General features: G+C 60.4%; 16 protein-coding genes. 6 read left to right on the forward strand and 10 right to left on the reverse strand.

The window, feature by feature from the left end; genetic code table 11:
* Positions 1-72: 72 nt before the first annotated feature.
* Positions 73-816 carry a hypothetical protein gene (locus BW967_RS08475; protein ID WP_139327810.1) on the forward strand — a complete coding sequence of 248 codons (744 nt, stop codon included), beginning with the start codon at positions 73-75 and terminating at the stop codon, positions 814-816.
* Between the two features lie 15 nt (positions 817-831).
* Here the strand turns inward: BW967_RS08475 and BW967_RS08480 are convergent, their stop codons facing one another.
* The gene (locus tag BW967_RS08480; RefSeq protein ID WP_076484796.1) at positions 832-2,697 is read right to left on the reverse strand and encodes an ABC-F family ATP-binding cassette domain-containing protein; all 1,866 of its coding nucleotides are present in this window, start codon (positions 2,695-2,697) and stop codon (positions 832-834) included.
* Positions 2,698-2,955: 258 nt separating this feature from the next.
* On the opposite strand from BW967_RS08480, the gene ndk reads away from it, so the two are divergent.
* Positions 2,956-3,378: a nucleoside-diphosphate kinase gene (gene ndk / locus BW967_RS08485; protein WP_076484630.1), complete on the forward strand. Its 423-nt coding sequence runs from the start codon at positions 2,956-2,958 to the stop codon at positions 3,376-3,378.
* 262 nt (positions 3,379-3,640) lie between these two features.
* Here the strand turns inward: ndk and BW967_RS18700 are convergent, their stop codons facing one another.
* Both BW967_RS18700 and BW967_RS08490 read right to left on the reverse strand, forming a co-directional pair.
* Positions 3,641-3,802, reverse strand: coding sequence for a hypothetical protein (locus BW967_RS18700; protein ID WP_175610430.1), 162 nt, complete (start codon positions 3,800-3,802; stop codon positions 3,641-3,643).
* A 243-nt stretch (positions 3,803-4,045) separates the two neighbouring features.
* A complete protein-coding gene (locus tag BW967_RS08490) occupies positions 4,046-4,567 on the reverse strand; it encodes an RrF2 family transcriptional regulator (RefSeq protein ID WP_076484631.1) in 522 nt (173 codons plus the stop codon).
* 325 nt (positions 4,568-4,892) lie between these two features.
* Between BW967_RS08490 and BW967_RS08495 the strand changes: the two genes are divergently transcribed.
* Positions 4,893-5,885, forward strand: a complete 993-nt coding sequence (locus BW967_RS08495) for an SLAC1 anion channel family protein (protein ID WP_076484632.1) — start codon at positions 4,893-4,895, stop codon at positions 5,883-5,885.
* A gap of 148 nt (positions 5,886-6,033) precedes the next feature.
* Here the strand turns inward: BW967_RS08495 and BW967_RS08500 are convergent, their stop codons facing one another.
* From BW967_RS08500 to purB, 5 genes are all read right to left on the reverse strand, one after another.
* Positions 6,034-6,198: a DUF1127 domain-containing protein gene (locus BW967_RS08500; protein ID WP_217696379.1), complete on the reverse strand. Its 165-nt coding sequence runs from the start codon at positions 6,196-6,198 to the stop codon at positions 6,034-6,036.
* A gap of 209 nt (positions 6,199-6,407) precedes the next feature.
* Positions 6,408-7,412, reverse strand: a complete 1,005-nt coding sequence (gene gap, locus BW967_RS08505; protein ID WP_076484797.1) for a type I glyceraldehyde-3-phosphate dehydrogenase — start codon at positions 7,410-7,412, stop codon at positions 6,408-6,410.
* A 145-nt stretch (positions 7,413-7,557) separates the two neighbouring features.
* Entirely contained in the window at positions 7,558-7,701 is a 144-nt protein-coding gene (locus tag BW967_RS18705) for a hypothetical protein (RefSeq protein WP_175610431.1), read from the reverse strand.
* Positions 7,702-7,788: 87 nt separating this feature from the next.
* A complete protein-coding gene (locus tag BW967_RS08510) occupies positions 7,789-8,844 on the reverse strand; it encodes a flagellar motor switch protein FliG (RefSeq protein ID WP_076484634.1) in 1,056 nt (351 codons plus the stop codon).
* Positions 8,845-9,159: 315 nt separating this feature from the next.
* Complete coding sequence (purB, locus tag BW967_RS08515; RefSeq protein ID WP_076484635.1) at positions 9,160-10,464, reverse strand: adenylosuccinate lyase; 1,305 nt, start codon at positions 10,462-10,464, stop codon at positions 9,160-9,162.
* Between the two features lie 87 nt (positions 10,465-10,551).
* Between purB and BW967_RS08520 the strand changes: the two genes are divergently transcribed.
* The 3 genes from BW967_RS08520 to BW967_RS08530 all read left to right on the forward strand — a co-directional run bounded on the left by BW967_RS08520 (position 10,552) and on the right by BW967_RS08530 (position 14,279).
* Positions 10,552-10,968: a DUF6314 family protein gene (locus BW967_RS08520; protein ID WP_076484636.1), complete on the forward strand. Its 417-nt coding sequence runs from the start codon at positions 10,552-10,554 to the stop codon at positions 10,966-10,968.
* Positions 10,969-11,217: 249 nt separating this feature from the next.
* Complete coding sequence (mprF, locus tag BW967_RS08525) at positions 11,218-13,818, forward strand: bifunctional lysylphosphatidylglycerol flippase/synthetase MprF (RefSeq protein ID WP_076484637.1); 2,601 nt, start codon at positions 11,218-11,220, stop codon at positions 13,816-13,818.
* 26 nt (positions 13,819-13,844) lie between these two features.
* Positions 13,845-14,279 (forward strand): EamA family transporter, encoded by a 435-nt coding sequence (locus BW967_RS08530; RefSeq protein WP_076484638.1) that lies wholly within the window; start codon positions 13,845-13,847, stop codon positions 14,277-14,279.
* On the opposite strand, the gene BW967_RS08535 is transcribed toward BW967_RS08530, so the two are convergent.
* Entirely contained in the window at positions 14,280-14,588 is a 309-nt protein-coding gene (locus tag BW967_RS08535) for a TM2 domain-containing protein (protein WP_076484639.1), read from the reverse strand.
* 115 nt (positions 14,589-14,703) lie between these two features.
* On the reverse strand, positions 14,704-17,457 hold the full coding sequence (gene acnA, locus BW967_RS08540; protein ID WP_076484640.1) for an aconitate hydratase AcnA: 2,754 nt from the start codon (positions 17,455-17,457) through the stop codon (positions 14,704-14,706).
* Positions 17,458-17,521: the final 64 nt, after the last annotated feature.

The raw sequence follows: 17,521 nt of genomic DNA on the forward strand, positions 1-17,521 counted from the left end.
TTAGGCCGGTACAAAGCCGGCAGCAGGCAGGCTCACCTAATGCAGACGCAACATCTTTTTCTGATCCCCCCGATGTTTGACACACTGGGCAGCGCAGTGGCGCGCTCTTTGGCACAGGGGCAGGGGCGCCTGGTCGCGGCGGGATATGGCATGGCGGCACTGGGGCCCGTGGAGGGGGCAGGCGTGATCGTCGATCAGGCGATCTTTGGGCGTGCGGGCGCGGGGCTAAAGGGCTTCTTTCCGCTGGCGGGCGCGCGGGCGCGGGCGATGGCGGAAATGCTCGATGGCCCGGTGGGGCGGATCGTGGTGCCGATGATGGCACTTGATCAAGCTTACCCGATGCTGTGGCGCCAACAGGCAATCCGCCGGGTGATGCCCGATTTTGATGGGCTCGGCCCGAAATTTTGTCGCTTCAAGCGCGGTTGGGCCGAGGTGGTCGAAGATCTGATCGCCGCCTTCGCGCCCGAAGAGGTGGTGGTTCTGCATGCGCCTGTGTCAAGCGCGCAGGTGCTGTCGGCGCTGGTCCCCGATGCCGGTCTGGCGGCGATTGAGCCGGTGTCAAACGTGATCCCGGATACGGCCATTGCAATGTTGCAACGGCTCTATCGTCAAGGGGTCGAGGTTCCGCCCAAACAAGTGATGCGGATGATCGAGCAACACCAACATGCGCTGCAACCCGCGCCTTTGGCGCAATTTGCGCCCGAGGATCGCGCTGAGATGCGCCGCCATTTCGCAACCGAGATGGAGCGTCTCGCGGCCATGCCGCATGTGCGGATCGGCCTTGATGGGCTCGATTTCGCGAATGCTGCGCAATAAATGGGGCAGGCGGGCTTAGCCCGCCATCGCCACCTCAAGCGCTTCGAGCGCTTCCATCCACAATTCTTCGGCCCGCCCCATCGCTTCGCGCGCCTCGGCGTGTTTCAAAAGCCACTTGTCCCGCTCGACTGCGCGAGAGGCTTCATAAAGCTCGGGGTCGGCGAGCTTTTCATCCAGCTTGGCCAGCATCTCAGTCAGCTTTTCCACCCGCTCTTCGCATTTGCGCGCCTCGGCCCGCAGCGCCAAGATTTTCTCGCGTGAGGGTTGGGCGGGTTTTTCCTTGGTCGGTTTTTCGGCGGCTTTGGCGGGTTTGTCGTCCGGGTCACCGGCCAGAAGTTCGGCGCGATAGGCTTCCAAATCCGCCGCATAGGGCGCAACTGCCCCGCCCTTCACCAGCCAAAGCCTGTCCGCCACAAGGCCCAAAAGGTGCATGTCGTGGCTGACCAAGATCACTGCGCCCGAATAGGCGGTGAGTGCTTCAACGAGCGCCTCGCGGCTTTCGATATCAAGGTGGTTCGTCGGTTCGTCGAGAATGAGCAGATGCGGCGCATCAAGCGTGGCCAAAAGCAGCGAAAGCCGCGCCTTTTGCCCGCCCGAAAGCTTGCCCACTTCGGTTTCCGCTTGATCGGCCAAAAGCCCAAAGCCCGCCAGCCGCGCGCGCAGTTTCGAGGGGTGCTCCTCGGGGCGCAGCCGTTGCAGATGCAGCAAAGGCGTCGCGCCAAGGTCCAACTCATCCACCTGATGCTGCGCAAAATAGCCGATCCGCAGCTTGGAAGACCGCGCAATCCGGCCCTCGCAGACCTCAAGCTTGCCCGCCAAAAGTTTGGAGAGCGTCGATTTCCCCTCACCATTGCGGCCCAAAAGCGCGATCCGGTCATCTTGGTCGATGCGCAGATTGAGGCGGCGCAGGATCGGCTTGCCGCCATAGCCAACTGCCGCGCTATCAAGCGTGATGATCGGGGGCGAAAGTTGCTCGGGCGTCGGGAAGGTGAAAACCTGTTTCGCGGCCTCTTCGGGCGCGGTGATCGGCTCCATCTTTTCGAGCATCTTCACGCGCGCCTGCGCCTGCGCCGCCTTGGTCGCCTTGGCTTTGAAGCGATCGACGAAGCTTTGCAGATGCGCGCGCCGCGCCTCTTGTTTCTTCGCCGCTGCCGCAAGGTTGGCCCGCGCCGCCGCGCGTTGGCGGGCGAATTGGTCGTAAGGCCCGTTCCACAGCGTCAGCTTGCGGTTTTCCAAATGTAGGATCGAGCCCACCGCGCGGTTCAAAAGCCCGCGGTCGTGGGAGATGATAATCACCGTATGCGGGTAGCGCGTGAGGTACTGCTCCAGCCAAAGCGCGCCCTCAAGGTCGAGGTAGTTCGTCGGCTCGTCGAGCAGAAGCAGATCGGGCTGGGCAAACAGCACGCCCGCCAAAGCCACCCGCATCCGCCAGCCGCCCGAGAAATCGGAACAGGGGCGCTGCTGTGCTTCGGCATCAAAGCCAAGGCCGCGCAAAATGGCACTGGCGCGGGCTTCGGCCGACCACGCCTCAATATCGGCAAGCCGCGTTTGCACCTCGGCAATGCGGGCCGGGTCCGTTGCGGTTTCTGCTTCGGCCAAAAGGCTGGCGCGTTCGGTATCGGCTTCCAGCACCGTATTAAGCAGGCTGGTGGAGGACGAGGGCACCTCTTGCGCGACGCCGCCAATGCGGGCGCGGACGGGCAGGGTGATCTCACCCGATTCCAGTGCGATCTCGCCCCGGATCAACCGAAAGAGCGTGGTCTTCCCGGCACCATTGGCGCCAACAAGGCCGACTTTATGGCCGGTGGGAATACGGGCAGAGGCGCCTTCAAACAGCGGGCGGCCTTCGATGGCATAGGTGATGGCGTCAAGTGTGAGCATGCAAGCGCTGTGCCTGAGGTGCGCGCGCGCGTCAATGCCGGGTGTGGGCTCTTGTGTCGCTTGGCGCAAAGGGCAAAACCGGGTTAGGGTCATTTGTTGCTGCCGCATTGCATCTTTTTCGCGCAATTGTCGCATGGTTTGACCAAAACGGCAGTCATGCGGGGCTTTTCAACTTCGTTGCCCCATGCTAGCAGGCGCCAGAGATTTTCCTGACCGTGGGATCAATACCCCGGTCCCCAACCTGAGAGGCTTCCCCTCATGGCCATCGAACGCACGCTGTCGATCATCAAACCCGATGCCACCCGTCGCAACCTCACCGGCAAAATCAATGCCAAATTCGAGGAAGCCGGTCTGCGCATCGTCGCGCAAAAACGCATCAAGCTGAGCCTCGAGCAAGCTGGCAAATTCTATGAAGTCCACAAAGAACGCCCCTTCTACGGCGAACTGTGCGAATTCATGGCGTCCGAGCCGGTTGTTGTGCAAGTGCTCGAAGGCGAAGGCGCGATTGCCAAAAACCGTGAAGTGATGGGCGCGACCAACCCGGCGAACGCCGATGACGGCACCATCCGCAAAGAATTCGCCCTTTCGGTTGGCGAAAACTCGGTCCATGGCTCGGATGCGCCGGAAACCGCTGCGGTGGAAATCGCCTTCTTCTTCTCGGGCCTCGAACTGGTCGGCTAATCCGATCTTCGATGCTTAAGGTTTAAGGGCTGCCCTTATGGGTGGCCCTTTTCTTTTGCGCCCCTTGCGAGGCAAAGAAAAACCGCGCCGACAGGGTCGGAGCGGTGGGCCATAAAATGGCGGTCATAGAAGAGTTTGGTTTGCCGAGTCTTGCAAGACCGCTTCGGCAAATCCGCTCTCACTGAGGGGCGAGAACAGGGCAGGGGGTGCGCAGGGCCGTCGCGCGGGCCAACGCGGCCCGCAGCACCACATTGCGCAAAACTTAGATCGAGGCCCAGTCGGTGATCCGGGTCATGCCCGGTTGCGTGGGCTTCGTGGCAGAGCCTTGCTGCTGCACCGAAGTGGATTTCGCCGATTGCTGGACTTGCAAGCCTTCCTGCTGCTGGCTGGCCGCGCTCATCCCCATTTGCACCGTGTTTTGCATATCATTGCCTCGTCAACTTGGTCGCCATTACCCCCTCACGGGGCGCCTGGATTGTGGCGACACTATGACGCAGGTAGCCTGAACTGACAGCATGGTCAATTCACGATGAATGACAGCCGTGTGACACCCTGTGAGGGATGCGCAAAAGTCACGGATCGGCATGAAAAACCCCCGCAAAATCAGCGAGGGTGGTTAAAAAGTTTAACCAAATTGCAGGTTTAACGCAACCAGGCCGAAGCGGCCTTATTCGGCGGGCGTGGTCGCTGGTTGCGCAGACGACTCATCGCTGCGCTTGCGTGCGGGGCTGCCACATAGCGAGACGCGGGGCTGCCCGGACATGTGCAGCAGATGCTCGAGCGCACCGTTGTCGCGCACCATATCGCCCAAAGTGTGGCGGTCCATTGCGCTGTAGAACGCCTCAACCCCAGCCTCGAGCGCATCGCGGAAACGGCAGGCATTTGCCAGCGGGCAAGAGTTGGTATCTGCGTCAAAGCATTCGACGAAGGGCAGGGACGCCTCAAAGGTGCGCAGCACTTCGCCGACACCGATGCTGTCCATTTCGCGCGCCAATCGTAACCCGCCTGAGCGCCCGCGTTGCGTTTCCACAAAGCCACGTTGGGCCAAGGTGTTCACAACTTGCGCAAGGTGGTTTTCCGAGGCGTTGCAGGCTTCGGCGATTTCATGTTTGCGAACGATCCTGTCACTGTTCACGGCACAGAACATCAGGGTGCGCATCGCCAGGTTGGTCCGAGTCGTCAGTCGCATGCTGGCTCCGATTTCCCGAGGGGTTTAAGGCATGTCGCAGATACTTTATTGAGATATGTCATGAGTTATTGGCAAAAGACAGTGAAACACTGTCCTTGCGTCAATATGTCTGAACGATGCTTCTTTTCTTGTATGCATGAATTGCAATGTTATAACGGCGCTGCGATGCGGCGGATTTCCGCGCTCTGCGCCCGGGGGCAGAACAGCCCACTGCGGCAGGAGGCGGGATTGCGCGGCTGCATCTGTTCACCCCATTTTGGGCCCCGTGACGGGCTTGCCACTTCCTGACACGTTGACCCGCAGCTGACGGCATCGAGGACTTCGCATGACAGCATCCCCCACCGCCGCGCCGCATACCGAAAGCCGGTTGGCGCATTTTCCGATCACCTTTTACGCCACCACCATGGGCTTTGGCGGGCTGACGCTGGCGCTGCGCGCGGCGGCAAAGCCGCTTGGGCTCGGGCCGCTGCCTTACCAAGTGATGTTGGGTGTTACGGCGACAGCGTTCGTGCTGATTTCGCTGTTCTACCTCGCCAAGGCGCTGACGCATTGGAAAGAGGTTTATGCCGAATGGCATCACCCGATCCGGCTGTCGTTCTTTCCGACGATTTCGGTTTCGATGCTGCTGCTCTCCATTGGCTTGATGACCGTATCGCAACCTGCGGCGCTTGCGCTTTGGGGCGTGGGCACCACGCTTCAAGGCATTTTGACGATTGCCGTGGTGACGAACTGGATCGGCACTCGCTCATTCCAGCACGGTCACCTCAACCCGGCATGGTTCATCCCGGCGGTTGGGAACGTGATCGTGCCGGTCGCTGGCGCGCAGCTTGGCTTTACTGAGATTTCTTGGCTCTTCTTCTCGGCGGGCATGATGTTTTGGGTGATCTTGCTCACTCTCGTCTTCAACCGTCTGGTGTTCCACGATCCGCTGCCGGGGCGGTTGCAGCCGACGCTGGTGATCATGATCGCGCCGCCTGCGGTGGCCTTTATCTCTTGGGTGCGCTTGACGATGGGCGAAGGGGCAGAGGTCGATGCGATGGGGCATATCATGCTCTCGCTCGCCTATGTCTTTGCTGCGCTGGTGGCGGTGCAACTGCCGCGCATTCTGCGGCTGCCCTTTGCGATGTCGTTCTGGGCGCTCAGCTTCCCCGTCGCGGCGCTGACCATTGCGACGCTGCTTTACGCCGAACTCAGCCATTCGATGGTGCACCAATATATGGGCACGGGGTTCTTGGGGCTGTTGGTCGTGCTGATCGCCGGGCTAGTTGTGCGCACGCTTTTGGGCATTGTCCGCGGCGAAATTTGCAAGCCGGAATAAGCGCGCTTCTGCTGCTGTCACAGGAAAGGCCCCCACTTGCGCGGGGGCCTTTTTCATTATCCGAAACGACAAAGGGGGCCCGCAGGCCCCCAGGTGGTGTCGAGAGTGGTTCAGGGATTATTATCGTGCGTGGTGGAGAAACGAAAACTCAGTGGCCATAGACCGCGCGATGCGCGAGTTGCGGCGCCTCTTCCGGGCAGATGCCAAGGTCGCAGCACAGCCGCGGCGAGAGCCGGGCGATCTCATTCAGCGTATGCGCGTAGCGGGCGCGTTTTTCGACGGCAGACAACATGCGAGAGAAGAGGGCGGACATCGGTTCGGCTTTCGGCATTGGCTTATGTGGTCACTTTTTCTGACCGGAACATGCGCTTTCTTGCCCAGCACAACAACCGATGATCCGGCATTGCCGCGATGCGGCGCCTGCAATGGTTGCCCCAACCGCAAGCCCGCCATGCAAAAGGGGCAGCCCGAAAGCTGCCCCTCTTTGGTTCGGTCATCTGCCGGGGCGGATGGCCCCATAGATTATTTGATCAGCTTGCCCATCGCCACGGCGGTGTCGGCCATGCGGTTCGAGAAGCCCCATTCGTTGTCGTACCACGACAGGATGCGGACCATTTTGCCTTCCATGACCTTGGTTTGATCCATGTGGAACACCGAGGAATGGGGGTCATGGTTGAAGTCGGTCGAGACGTTTTTGAGCTTGGTGTAGCCCAGCACGCCTTTGAGCGGGCCATCGGCGGCAGCTTCAATCGCGGCGTTGACTTCTTCCACCGTGGTGTCGCGTTTGGCTTCAAACACCAGATCCACAACCGAGACGTTCGGGGTCGGCACGCGGATCGCAACGCCGTCGAGTTTGCCTTTGAGTTCCGGCAGCACGAGGCCCACGGCTTTCGCGGCACCCGTCGAGGTCGGGATCATCGAAAGCGCGGCGGCGCGGGCGCGATACAGGTCTTTGTGCATCGTGTCGAGCGTCGGCTGGTCGCCGGTGTAGCTGTGGATCGTGGTCATGAAGCCTTTTTCGATGCCGATCGCATCGTTGAGGACTTTCGCGACCGGGCTGAGGCAGTTGGTGGTGCACGAGGCGTTCGACACGACGATGTCATCGGCGGTCAGCGTTTCGTGGTTCACACCGAAGACGATGGTTTTATCCGCGCCGTCGCCGGGGGCCGAGATCAGCACACGCTTCACGCCGCTTTGCAGGTGGGCTTGGCATTTCTCTTTCGAGGTGAAAATCCCCGTGCATTCCATCGCGATATCAACATCGCCCCAAGGCAGGTCCGCCGGGTTGCGGATCGCGGTGACTTTGATTTTGCCACGGCCAACGTCGATCCAGTCTTCGCCAGTCGTCACAGTGGCCGGGAATTTGCCATGCACGCTATCAAATTGCAGCAGATGGGCGTTGGTTTCCACCGGGCCGAGGTCGTTGATCGCAACCACTTCAATATCGGTCCGTCCCGATTCGATGATCGCCCGCAACACGTTGCGCCCGATACGACCGAATCCGTTGATCGCTACCTTAACCGCCATCTTCATCTCCTTTTGACTCTATCTCTGAGGGCCGCGGGCACCCTTCGACATGACGGGCAAAAGGTCAACAGAAGACTGCGCTTTGAGGCGCTTTCAGAGGCGATTCCATGAAGTTGAAGGGGGCATGCAAAACTGGCCTGCAGCGTCAACGCCAGAAGGCCATCCATTCGGTCAATTTCATCATCTCTTTGGCCAGAAATAAGCTGGCGCTACCATGCAGCATCACCGCATCCACGCCAAAGAACAGCACCACCAGCACCGCAAGCCCGATAGCGATTTGGTTGGTCATAAAGCTCCCCCGTCGCCCCCTGCGCCGTGGCGGCGCGCGGTGACGATAGACGAAGCGCGGGGCAGGGGAAAGGCGCGCGGCGGCGCCTTATTCGCCATCCTCGGCCACAAGGAAGATCTCGCCATTGGCTTCGAGTTCACGAATGGCGCCGACGATCTCGTTCATCGCCTCTTCGATGTCTTTTTCTTTCGGTTTCTTGAGGTTCGCGATCTCGTCGCGCAGGTTTTGCGCCATGCGTTGCGACATGTTCGACAAGATGAACTCGGCCGATTTCTCGTTTTCGCCTTTGGCACCCGCCAGCGCGACAATAAGCTTGGCCTGATCGACCGCGCGCAGGATTTTGGGAATGTCGCGGGTTTCGATCCGGCTCGGGATATTGGTGAAGGTGAAGATCGCTTTGCGCACTTGATCGGCAAAGATCTTGTCTTCTTCGTCCAGCCCTTCCAGCACCGAATTGCGCGTGGCTGCGGGAGAATAGTTCAAGATCGCGCCGACGCGCTCCACCGGCCCGGTTTCAAAAGCTTTGGCCGGTTGTGCATCGAGTTGGCTGGCAAGCGCGGTGCCGATCCGGTGCACGGTTTCGGGGGCCACATTGCCGGTGAGCGAGACCGCATAGGCCAGCTTGCGCGCCTTTTCAGAGGCCACTTTTGATAGCAATTCCGCTGAGCGCGCGACGGTCAGCTTCGACAGCATCACCGCGCCAACTTCGATACTTTCTTCTTGCAGCACCGGCAGCAAAAGATCGGTCGAAAGCCCGGTGATCCGTTCCCACGGATCGGCGCGCGAGGTGCCCGAGGCCATCCGGCGCAAACGGGTTGCCGCCGAAGCCGAAAGCTGCCCCTCAAGCAGTTTCAGTGCGCCATCAATGCCGCCGGGGAAGGCGATGCCAACAGCTTCCAACTCGGTGCAGAATTCTTCGATCACCTCGACCATCGTTTCGCGGTCGATCAGGCGCAATTCGGCAATCGTTTCGGCCAGTTGCGTTTGCTGATCATCGGTCAGTTCTTCGAGCGGCAGTTTCAGCCCTTCGGTGGCCAGCAATTGCACCACGACCGCCGCTTTTTGACGACGAGACAGCACCGGGCGCGAGGCACCGGGGCGGGTGAGCGGGCCGAGGGCCGATTGGGGGGCGATGGCGTTCACGCGCGACTCCGAATTCTGTTCCGGGTCACTCTCGCAGTCAGCCGTTAAGCGGCGGTTATCGGCGCTTTGGCATTTCCTCTCAACTTGAGGGAATTACGCAGCTTTTTGTCTTTTCATCCCAATGCTGTCCTTCTGGACAGGTCAACTTGGCACGGTCCGCGCAATCCTGCGCAGAGGCGGCTAGGGGCGCCACAATCAACGCGGGAAAAAGCAAAAGCGCCGCGAGGTGTTTCGGTGTCATCTTTCTCTCCCTTGCAAAGGGAAAGCGTCACCCGAATCGCCCCGCGGCACCAAATCACATCTTAAAGGGTGGGCCTAGGCGCCAAACACCCGTTTGAAGATCGTGTCGACATGTTTGGTGTGATAGCCAAGGTCGAATTTCTCTTCAATTTCCGTCGGGCTCAGCGCCGCAGTCACTTCTGCATCTTTCAGAAGCTCTTCTTTGAAGTCAGCGCCTTGTTCCCAGACCTTCATCGCATTGCGTTGCACAAGGCGATAGGCGTCTTCACGGCTCACGCCCGCTTGCGTCAGCGCCAAAAGCACCCGTTGCGACATGACCAAGCCTTTGAACTTGTTCATGTTGCGCAGCATGTTCTCGGGGTAGATCACCAGGTTTTCGACCACACCGGCCAAGCGGTTGAGCGCGAAATCAAGGGTGATCGTCGCATCGGGGCCAATGCCACGCTCGACCGAGCTGTGCGAGATATCGCGCTCATGCCACAGCGCGACGTTTTCCATCGCCGGCACCACGCACATGCGCACGAGGCGGGCAAGGCCGGTCAGGTTTTCGGTGAGCACCGGGTTGCGTTTGTGCGGCATCGCCGAGGAGCCTTTTTGGCCTTTCGAGAAGAACTCTTCGGCCTCCAGCACCTCGGTGCGTTGCATGTGGCGGATTTCGATGGCGACGTTTTCGATGCTCGAGGCGATCACGCCCAGCGTGGCAAAGAACATCGCATGACGGTCACGCGGGATGACTTGGGTCGAGATCGGCTCGGGCTTCAGGCCCAGTTGCGCGCAGACATGCTCTTCGACGCTCGGGTCGATGTTGGCGAAGGTGCCGACGGCACCCGAAATCGCGCCGGTCGCCACTTCTTCGCGGGCATTGGCGAGGCGGGCGCGGTTGCGGTCCATCTCGGCATAGAAGCGCGCGAAGGTCAGGCCCATCGTCGTGGGTTCCGCGTGAATGCCGTGGCTGCGGCCAATGCGGACGGTATCTTTGTGTTCGAGCGCGCGCTTTTTAAGCGCCGCCAGCACACGGTCCATATCGGCAAGCAGAATATCCGCCGTGCGCACCAGTTGGATGTTGAGCGTGGTATCGAGCACATCCGACGAGGTCATGCCTTGGTGCACGAAGCGCGCATCTTCCGAACCGATATGCTCGGCCAAATGCGTCAGGAAGGCGATCACGTCATGTTTGGTGACCGCTTCGATCTCGTCGATCCGGGCGACATCAAACTCAACATCCTTGGCCTTCCAAACGGCCTCGGCATTGGCTTTCGGGATCACGCCAAGGGCGGCTTGCGCGTCGCAGGCATGGGCCTCAATCTCATACCAGATTTTGAACTTGGTGGCGGGTTCCCAGATGTCGACCATCTCTTTGCGGGCATAGCGCGGGATCATGGACAGGCCTCTTGCTTGTGACGGAGTTGGGCGGTTGATAGACCGGGCCAGCCTTTTGGGCAAGGGATGCGGCAAGACGAGGCAAGAATGACGCGCGCAATTACGGATTTTGAGGGCTCTTGGCAGATCAGCCGCAGCATTGATGACCGCTTCGGCGGGCAAAAAGCGGCGTTTGAGGGTACGGCCACGTTAATTCCTTGCCAAGATGGGTCTTGGAAATGGGAAGAGAGTGGCTATCTGACATTAGGAGAGGATGCCCCGATCAAAGCCACGCGGATCTATTACTGGCGCCCGGCGCCGCCGCAGATTGAGGTGTTCTTTGAAGACGGGCGGCCGTTTCACAGTTTTGACCCTTCGGGGGCGGATACGGCGGCCCATTGGTGTGACCCCGATGATTACCGGGCCCAGTATGAGTTCAAAGATTGGCCGCAATGGCAGGCCATCTGGCGGGTGAAAGGCCCGCTCAAGGATTATGAAATGATCTCGCGCTACACTCGCGCGTGACACCGCTCTTTGCCGCCCGGCAGAGGCACCCCCGGAGCGCCTCCGGTCGGATCGAGGGATGGCGACTTAGCTCTCGTACCCGATAGCTCTGGGGGTGCAGCGTGTCCAAAACTACAGACCTCCTCACAAACTCCCAGATGCTGCATTGCCGCAGCGCGCTTGTGCCGCCGCAGCGGGGCAGGGAGGTTGTATCTTGGGCCAAAATCGGTAACTCAGGGTCAAGGAAGACCGAAGGCAGGGAGAAACGCGATGAGCAAGCGCGAGGCCGGTGCGGCAAGCCCGGGTAAGCTGCGCCATCTCGGTCCGGTATTGCTGGGCTTTTCTCTGTTCGGTTTAGGCATTTGGGCGCTGCAACATCTGCTCAAAGAGGTCAGCGCTGATGAGATCATCGCGCAGATCAATGCCACCCCGAACCATATCTTTGCGATTGCCCTTGGCGCGACGGCGTTGGGCTATACCGCATTGATTGGGTATGACTTCTGGGCGCTGAAATACCTTGAGAAAAAGCTGCCGCTGCGGGTCGTCGCCTTGGGCGGCTTTTTGGGCTATGCCTTTGGCAACACAATCGGAATTTCGGTGCTATCGGGCGGTGCCGTGCGCTACCGGATCTATTCTGCCTTTGGGCTCAACGCCTTTGAGGTCGCGGCGCTGGCCTCTTATATCGCGATTGCCATGGGCACGGGGCTTTCGCTTGTGGGTGTTTTCGCGCTGGCGCTGCATCCCGCCGCGCTGACCGGGCTCTTGCCGCTTTCCGAAGAGATGGTGCGGCTTTTGGCGCTCTCTGGCGGGCTGGCGACGGTGGCTTTGCTCTTTGGTTTAGGCATCTCGGGCAAGGTGCTGCGGCTTGGCAAATATGAAATCTCGATGCCGCGCCCGCATATTTTGACCGGGCAAATGGTCGTTGCGCTGTTCGACAGCACGATGGCGGCGCTCACCCTTTATGTGCTCTTGCCTCAAGGCGCGCCGGATTTTGTCACCTTCCTCGCGATCTATGCCACCGCCACGATGGTCGGCGTGATGAGCCATGTGCCGGGCGGGGTTGGCGTGTTTGAAACCGTGGTGATGGCGGCGATGCCCACAGGTACGGCGGTAGGCGATGTCGCTGCGGCGCTTTTGATGTTCCGCCTGATCTATTACCTCATCCCCTTTGCGCTCGCCTTTGTCATCGTTTCGCTCAACGAGGCGCGTTTGGCGGGGGGCTGGGCGGTCCGGCTCTTTGGTGAAATTTCGGACCCGATGCGCCCGGCCTTCAACGCCGTGGCGGGGATGGTGCCTTGGCTTTCGGGGGCATGGGCCTTTGGCTTGGGCGCCTATCTTTTGGCGCTGGCGCTTTGGCCTTCGGTGCCGACGCTGCACGATAATGACGACCTTGTCGGTGCGATCTTGCTGGAGGGTGGCACGCTTGTCTCCTCGGTCGCCGGGGCGGTTTTGCTCATCCTCTCGCATGGGTTGATCCGGCGCGTTGCGGGAGCATTTTGGCTCACCATCGCGGCGATTGGCGGCGGCATTGTTGCCGTTCTGCTCAACAACTTTGATATTGAAAGCGCGACCCTTCTCGCCGCTGGCGCGCTTTTGATGTGGCCGTTCCGGCGTGAGTTTTATCGCGAAGCGAAAATCACCGAAGGCGTGCTTGGCCCGGCGTGGATCGCCATGGTCACCGCCGTGATCATCGCGGTCGCTCTCTTTTTCATCTTTGTCCATGCCGCCACGCCCTATTCACACAGCCTTTGGGTTGATTTTGCGCAAAACGCCAATACCCCGCGTTCGTTGCGGGCGGGGCTGGTGGGTTCGGCTATCTTGGTGATCTTCACCACCTATCTGGCGCTGCAACCGCTCGCCAAGCGCAGCCCGCGCACGCCCGGAGAGGCGTTGCAGATGGCCCGCAAGGTGATCGACGCGCAATCCGATCCGACTGCCTGCCTTGCGCTTGCGGGGGATAAAGAGCTGACCTTCTCGGGCGATGGCTCGGCTTTCTTGATGTTTGCGCGCCGCCGCAAAAGCTGGATCGCGATGGGCGACCCGGTGGGCGATTTGCGCTATTTTGATGATTTGGGCTGGGATTTTGTCGAAGCCGCGCAGCAGGCCAATTGCCGCCCGGTGTTTTACGAAATCTCAGAACGGCAATTGCCGCGGATGATCGAGATGGGCCTTGCTGCGCATAAGGTTGGCGAAGAAGCGGTGGTGAACCTTTCGACCTTCACGCTCTCTGGCGCGCGGTTCAAATCCATGCGCGCGGCGTTTAACAAAGCGCAACGCGAGGGGCTGGACGTAGAGGTGTTGCAACCGCCCCATGCGCCGGAGTTGATCGAGGAGTTGCGCCCAATCTCTGATGCATGGCTAGGCGATAAAGTCGGCCATGAGAAAAGCTTCTCGGTGGGGCGGTTTGATCCGATCTATCTGCGCCATTTCCCGATTGCCGTGGTGCGCCGCGCGGGTAAGGCCATCGCCTTTGCCTCGATCATGGCACCGGGCAGCGGCCAGCGCGTGGCGGTGGATTTGATGCGCTACCGCCCCGAGGATGCTTCGGGCATGATCGAGTTTTTGTTCCTCTCGCTCATCGCGCATTATCAAGCGCAGGGCGCGCAGGAGTTTAGCCTTGGCATGGCCCCTCTGGCGGGGCTTAGCGCCCGGCGCACCGCACGGCTTTGGAGCCGGTTTGGCGCGCTGATGTTCCGCCACGGGGGCGCGTTCTATAATTTTGAGGGGCTGCGCGCCTTCAAGGCAAAGTTCAACCCCGAATGGCGCCCGCGCTACATTGCGCTGCCGGTCGGCGTGTCGCCGATGGTGGCGATGGCCGATGTCACCATGTTGATCTCGGGCGGGCCGCGCGGGCTTTTGAAACGCAAATAAGGGCGTGCGCGCCCGAAGGAGGCGTGATGCAGGCGATTGTTTCAAGCTGGCTTTTCTGGGCGTTGCTCTCTGCGGTGTTTGCGGCGCTGACAGCCGTTTTTGCGAAAGCAGGCGTGGCACAGGTGGATAGCGACCTCGCCACATGGCTGCGCACTTTGGTGGTGGCGGTGGTGCTGGGCGCGCTGGTGGCGCTGGCGGGCAAGCTGCGCGGCCTCACAGAAATTCCCGGCCGCGCGGCGCTGTTTCTTATCTTGTCGGGGCTCGCCACAGGGGCTTCGTGGCTATGCTACTTTCGCGCGCTGTCTTTGGGCGATGCGGCGCGGGTGGCCCCGGTGGATAAACTTTCGGTCGTGCTGGTCGCGGTCTTTGCCGCCACGTTTTTGGGGGAGATGCTTTCCCCCCTTGCTTGGGCGGGCGTGGCGCTCATTGGGCTTGGCGCGGCGCTTGTGGCGCTTGGCTGATCAGTCCCAACCGTTCATCAACCGATAGCGCATCACCGCGCGGTCTGTGGCGATCATGCCGGGGATCAGCAGCGCATCGAGCGCCCACCACAGCCCCACGAGCGCAAGCGGAATATAGCCCACCAAAATGAAGGTGAGCGCAGAGCCGATGCCAAACAGTACAAGCTGCATCAGCCCCGAAAACCAGCGTCCCAAATAGAACCGGTGCACGCCAAAGAAGCCAAGGAAGAACCACAGCAAATAGGCGACAAGGGTCGAGGGGCCATCATTGGCAATGCGTTGTTCAATCCAAAGGGCGCGGTCGGTCATGTAAACCTCCTTTACATGGAAATGAGATGGGGTGGCGGGCAGCGCCTTACAAGGGTCACACCCAAATGAAAAAGGCCCCGCAGTGCGGGGCCTTTCGGGTCTCAATCGGTAAGCCTTAGCTTTTGGCAAGGTTGCGCAGCACGTAATGCAGCACGCCGCCGTTTTTGAGATATTCGATCTCGACCTCGGTATCGATCCGGCTTTTCAGCATGATCTTGGTCTCGGTGCCGTCGGCGCGTTTGATCGTGCAGGGCACGAGCGAAAGCGGTTTGATATCGCCTTCCAGCCCCTCAATCGTCACCACCTCATCGCCGGTCAGGCCGAGCGATTTGCGGCTCGCACCTTCGGTGAACTCAAACGGGATGACGCCCATGCCGATCAGGTTCGAACGGTGGATCCGTTCAAAGCTTTCGGCCACCACGGCTTTGACGCCGAGCAGGTTGGTGCCTTTGGCCGCCCAGTCACGGCTGGAGCCCGCACCATATTCGATGCCGCCAAAGATCACGAGCGGGGTGCCCGCGGCTTGGTAATCCATCGACGCGTCGTAGATCGTGGTTTGCGCGCCATCCGGGCCTTTGGTGAAGCCGCCTTCAACGCCATCCAGCATCTCGTTTTTGATACGGATGTTGGCGAAGGTGCCGCGCATCATGACTTCGTGGTTGCCGCGGCGCGAACCGTAGCTGTTGAAGTCTTTCGGCTGCACTTGGCGCTCGGTCAGGTATTTGCCTGCCGGGGTGGAGGGTTTGAACGAACCCGCCGGGGAGATGTGGTCGGTGGTGATCATATCGCCCAGAACCGCCAGCACGCGCGCATCCACCACATTCGAGATCGTGCCAGGTTCCTTGGCCATGCCTTGGAAATAGGGCGGGTTTTGAATGTAGGTCGAAGCGGCGGGCCAATCGTAGGTTTCGCCCTCGGTGGTTTTCACGCCTTGCCAGTTCGCATCGCCTTTGAACACATCGGCGTATTTCGCGATGAAGGCTTCACGGGTGACGCATTTCTCCACCAGATCAGCAATTTCCGCATCGGTCGGCCAGATGTCTTTGAGATAGACCGGCTTGCCATCAGGCGTTTCGCCCAGCGGTTCAGACGACAGATCGACATTCAACGAACCCGCGAGCGAATAGGCAACGACGAGCGGCGGCGAGGCGAGGAAGTTCGCGCGCACATCCGGGCTGATCCGGCCTTCGAAGTTGCGGTTCCCCGACAGCACCGAGGCGGCAACAAGGTCATTGTCGTTGATCGCTTTGGAGATTTCCGGCGTGCCGAGCGGGCCGGAGTTGCCGATGCAGGTGGTGCAGCCAAAGCCGACGATATTGAAGCCCATCGCATCCAGATCTTCCTGAAGACCGGCGGCTTTGAGATATTCTTCAACGACCTGCGACCCAGGCGCGAGCGAGGTTTTCACCCAAGGCTTCGGCGAAAGGCCAAGCGCGCGGGCTTTGCGTGCCACAAGGCCCGCCCCAATCAGCACATAGGGGTTCGATGTATTGGTGCACGAGGTGATCGAGGCGATCACCACCGAACCGTCGCCCACTTCGTAGTCTTTGCCTTCGACCGGAACCGATTTCAGCCCGGTTTTCGGCGCAACCGCCAAGCCCCCCTCGGCGGCCATTTCTTTGCCTTCCGAGGTCATGTCGACGCCACGGTAATCGGCCACGATCTTCGCAAAGGTCGATTTCGCATCGGTCAGCGGCAGATAATCTTGCGGGCGTTTCGGGCCAGAGATCGCCGGAACGATGCTCGACATGTCGAGTTCGAGCGTCGAGGAGTAGATCGGCGCATAATCGGCATCGCGCCAGAAACCGTTTTCTTTCGCGTAAGCTTCCACCAGCGCGATACGCTCTTCCGAACGGCCGGTCTGGCTCAGATAGCGCAGCGTTTCATCGTCGATCGGGAAGAAGCCGCAGGTCGCGCCGTATTCGGGCGCCATGTTGGCAATGGTCGAGCGCTGCGCGAGCGGCAGTTTATCAAGGCCCTCGCCATAGAACTCGACGAATTTGCCCACCACGCCGTGTTTGCGCAGCATTTGCACGACTTTGAGCACGAGGTCGGTGCCGGTGCAGCCTTCACGCAGCGCGCCAGTCAGTTTGAAGCCAACCACTTCCGGGATCAGCATCGAGACGGGCTGGCCCAGCATCGCGGCTTCGGCCTCGATCCCGCCCACGCCCCAGCCCAGAACGGCCATGCCGTTGACCATGGTGGTGTGGCTGTCGGTGCCCACGAGCGTATCCGGGTAGGCGACCATTTCGCCGTTTTGGTCTTTGTCGGTCCAAACGGTTTGGGCGAGGTATTCCACGTTTACTTGGTGGCAGATACCGGTGCCCGGCGGCACAACGCGGAAGTTTTCAAACGCGCCTTGGCCCCATTTGAGGAATTGATAGCGCTCCATGTTGCGCTGATATTCCAGCTCCACGTTGCGCTGGAACGCGCGCGGGGTGCCGAATTCGTCGATCATCACCGAGTGGTCGATGACCAGATCGACCGGAACCAGCGGGTTGATCTTTTTCGCATCGCCGCCAAGGGCTTTAATGCCATCGCGCATCGCGGCGAGGTCGACCACGGCGGGCACGCCGGTGAAGTCTTGCATCAAGACGCGCGCCGGGCGGTAAGCGATTTCGCGCGGATTTTTGCCGCCCATCTTCGCCCAATCGCCAAAAGCTTTGATATCCTCGACCGAGACCGAGAAGCCGCCATCTTCAAAGCGCAGCAGGTTTTCGAGCACGACCTTCAGCGCGGCGGGCAGCTTGGAGAAGTCGCCCAGACCGGCTTCTTGCGCGGCGGGGATCGAGTAATAGGCGTAGCTCGCATCGCCGACGCTAAGCTGGCGGCGGGTCTTGGCGGTATCCTTGCCGGTGACAACGGTCATCTGGGGGCCTCCCGTGGCTGTAAACTATGTCTTGATCGGTATGTGCCCCAAGGCGCGGAGTCGA

Source organism: Rhodobacter aestuarii (assembly GCF_900156655.1).
GTDB classification, from domain to species: Bacteria; Pseudomonadota; Alphaproteobacteria; order Rhodobacterales; family Rhodobacteraceae; genus Rhodobacter; species Rhodobacter aestuarii.

Coding starts and splice junctions, on each gene's coding strand:
- BW967_RS08475 (WP_139327810.1), top strand. CDS start 73: ATGTTTGACACACTGGGCAGCGCAGTGGCGCGCTCTTTGGCACAGGGG.
- BW967_RS08480 (WP_076484796.1), bottom strand. CDS start 2,697: ATGCTCACACTTGACGCCATCACCTATGCCATCGAAGGCCGCCCGCTG.
- ndk (WP_076484630.1), top strand. CDS start 2,956: ATGGCCATCGAACGCACGCTGTCGATCATCAAACCCGATGCCACCCGT.
- BW967_RS18700 (WP_175610430.1), bottom strand. CDS start 3,802: ATGCAAAACACGGTGCAAATGGGGATGAGCGCGGCCAGCCAGCAGCAG.
- BW967_RS08490 (WP_076484631.1), bottom strand. CDS start 4,567: ATGCGACTGACGACTCGGACCAACCTGGCGATGCGCACCCTGATGTTC.
- BW967_RS08495 (WP_076484632.1), top strand. CDS start 4,893: ATGACAGCATCCCCCACCGCCGCGCCGCATACCGAAAGCCGGTTGGCG.
- BW967_RS08500 (WP_217696379.1), bottom strand. CDS start 6,198: ATGTCCGCCCTCTTCTCTCGCATGTTGTCTGCCGTCGAAAAACGCGCC.
- gap (WP_076484797.1), bottom strand. CDS start 7,412: ATGGCGGTTAAGGTAGCGATCAACGGATTCGGTCGTATCGGGCGCAAC.
- BW967_RS18705 (WP_175610431.1), bottom strand. CDS start 7,701: ATGACCAACCAAATCGCTATCGGGCTTGCGGTGCTGGTGGTGCTGTTC.
- purB (WP_076484635.1), bottom strand. CDS start 10,464: ATGATCCCGCGCTATGCCCGCAAAGAGATGGTCGACATCTGGGAACCC.
- BW967_RS08520 (WP_076484636.1), top strand. CDS start 10,552: ATGACGCGCGCAATTACGGATTTTGAGGGCTCTTGGCAGATCAGCCGC.
- mprF (WP_076484637.1), top strand. CDS start 11,218: ATGAGCAAGCGCGAGGCCGGTGCGGCAAGCCCGGGTAAGCTGCGCCAT.
- BW967_RS08530 (WP_076484638.1), top strand. CDS start 13,845: ATGCAGGCGATTGTTTCAAGCTGGCTTTTCTGGGCGTTGCTCTCTGCG.
- BW967_RS08535 (WP_076484639.1), bottom strand. CDS start 14,588: ATGACCGACCGCGCCCTTTGGATTGAACAACGCATTGCCAATGATGGC.
- acnA (WP_076484640.1), bottom strand. CDS start 17,457: ATGACCGTTGTCACCGGCAAGGATACCGCCAAGACCCGCCGCCAGCTT.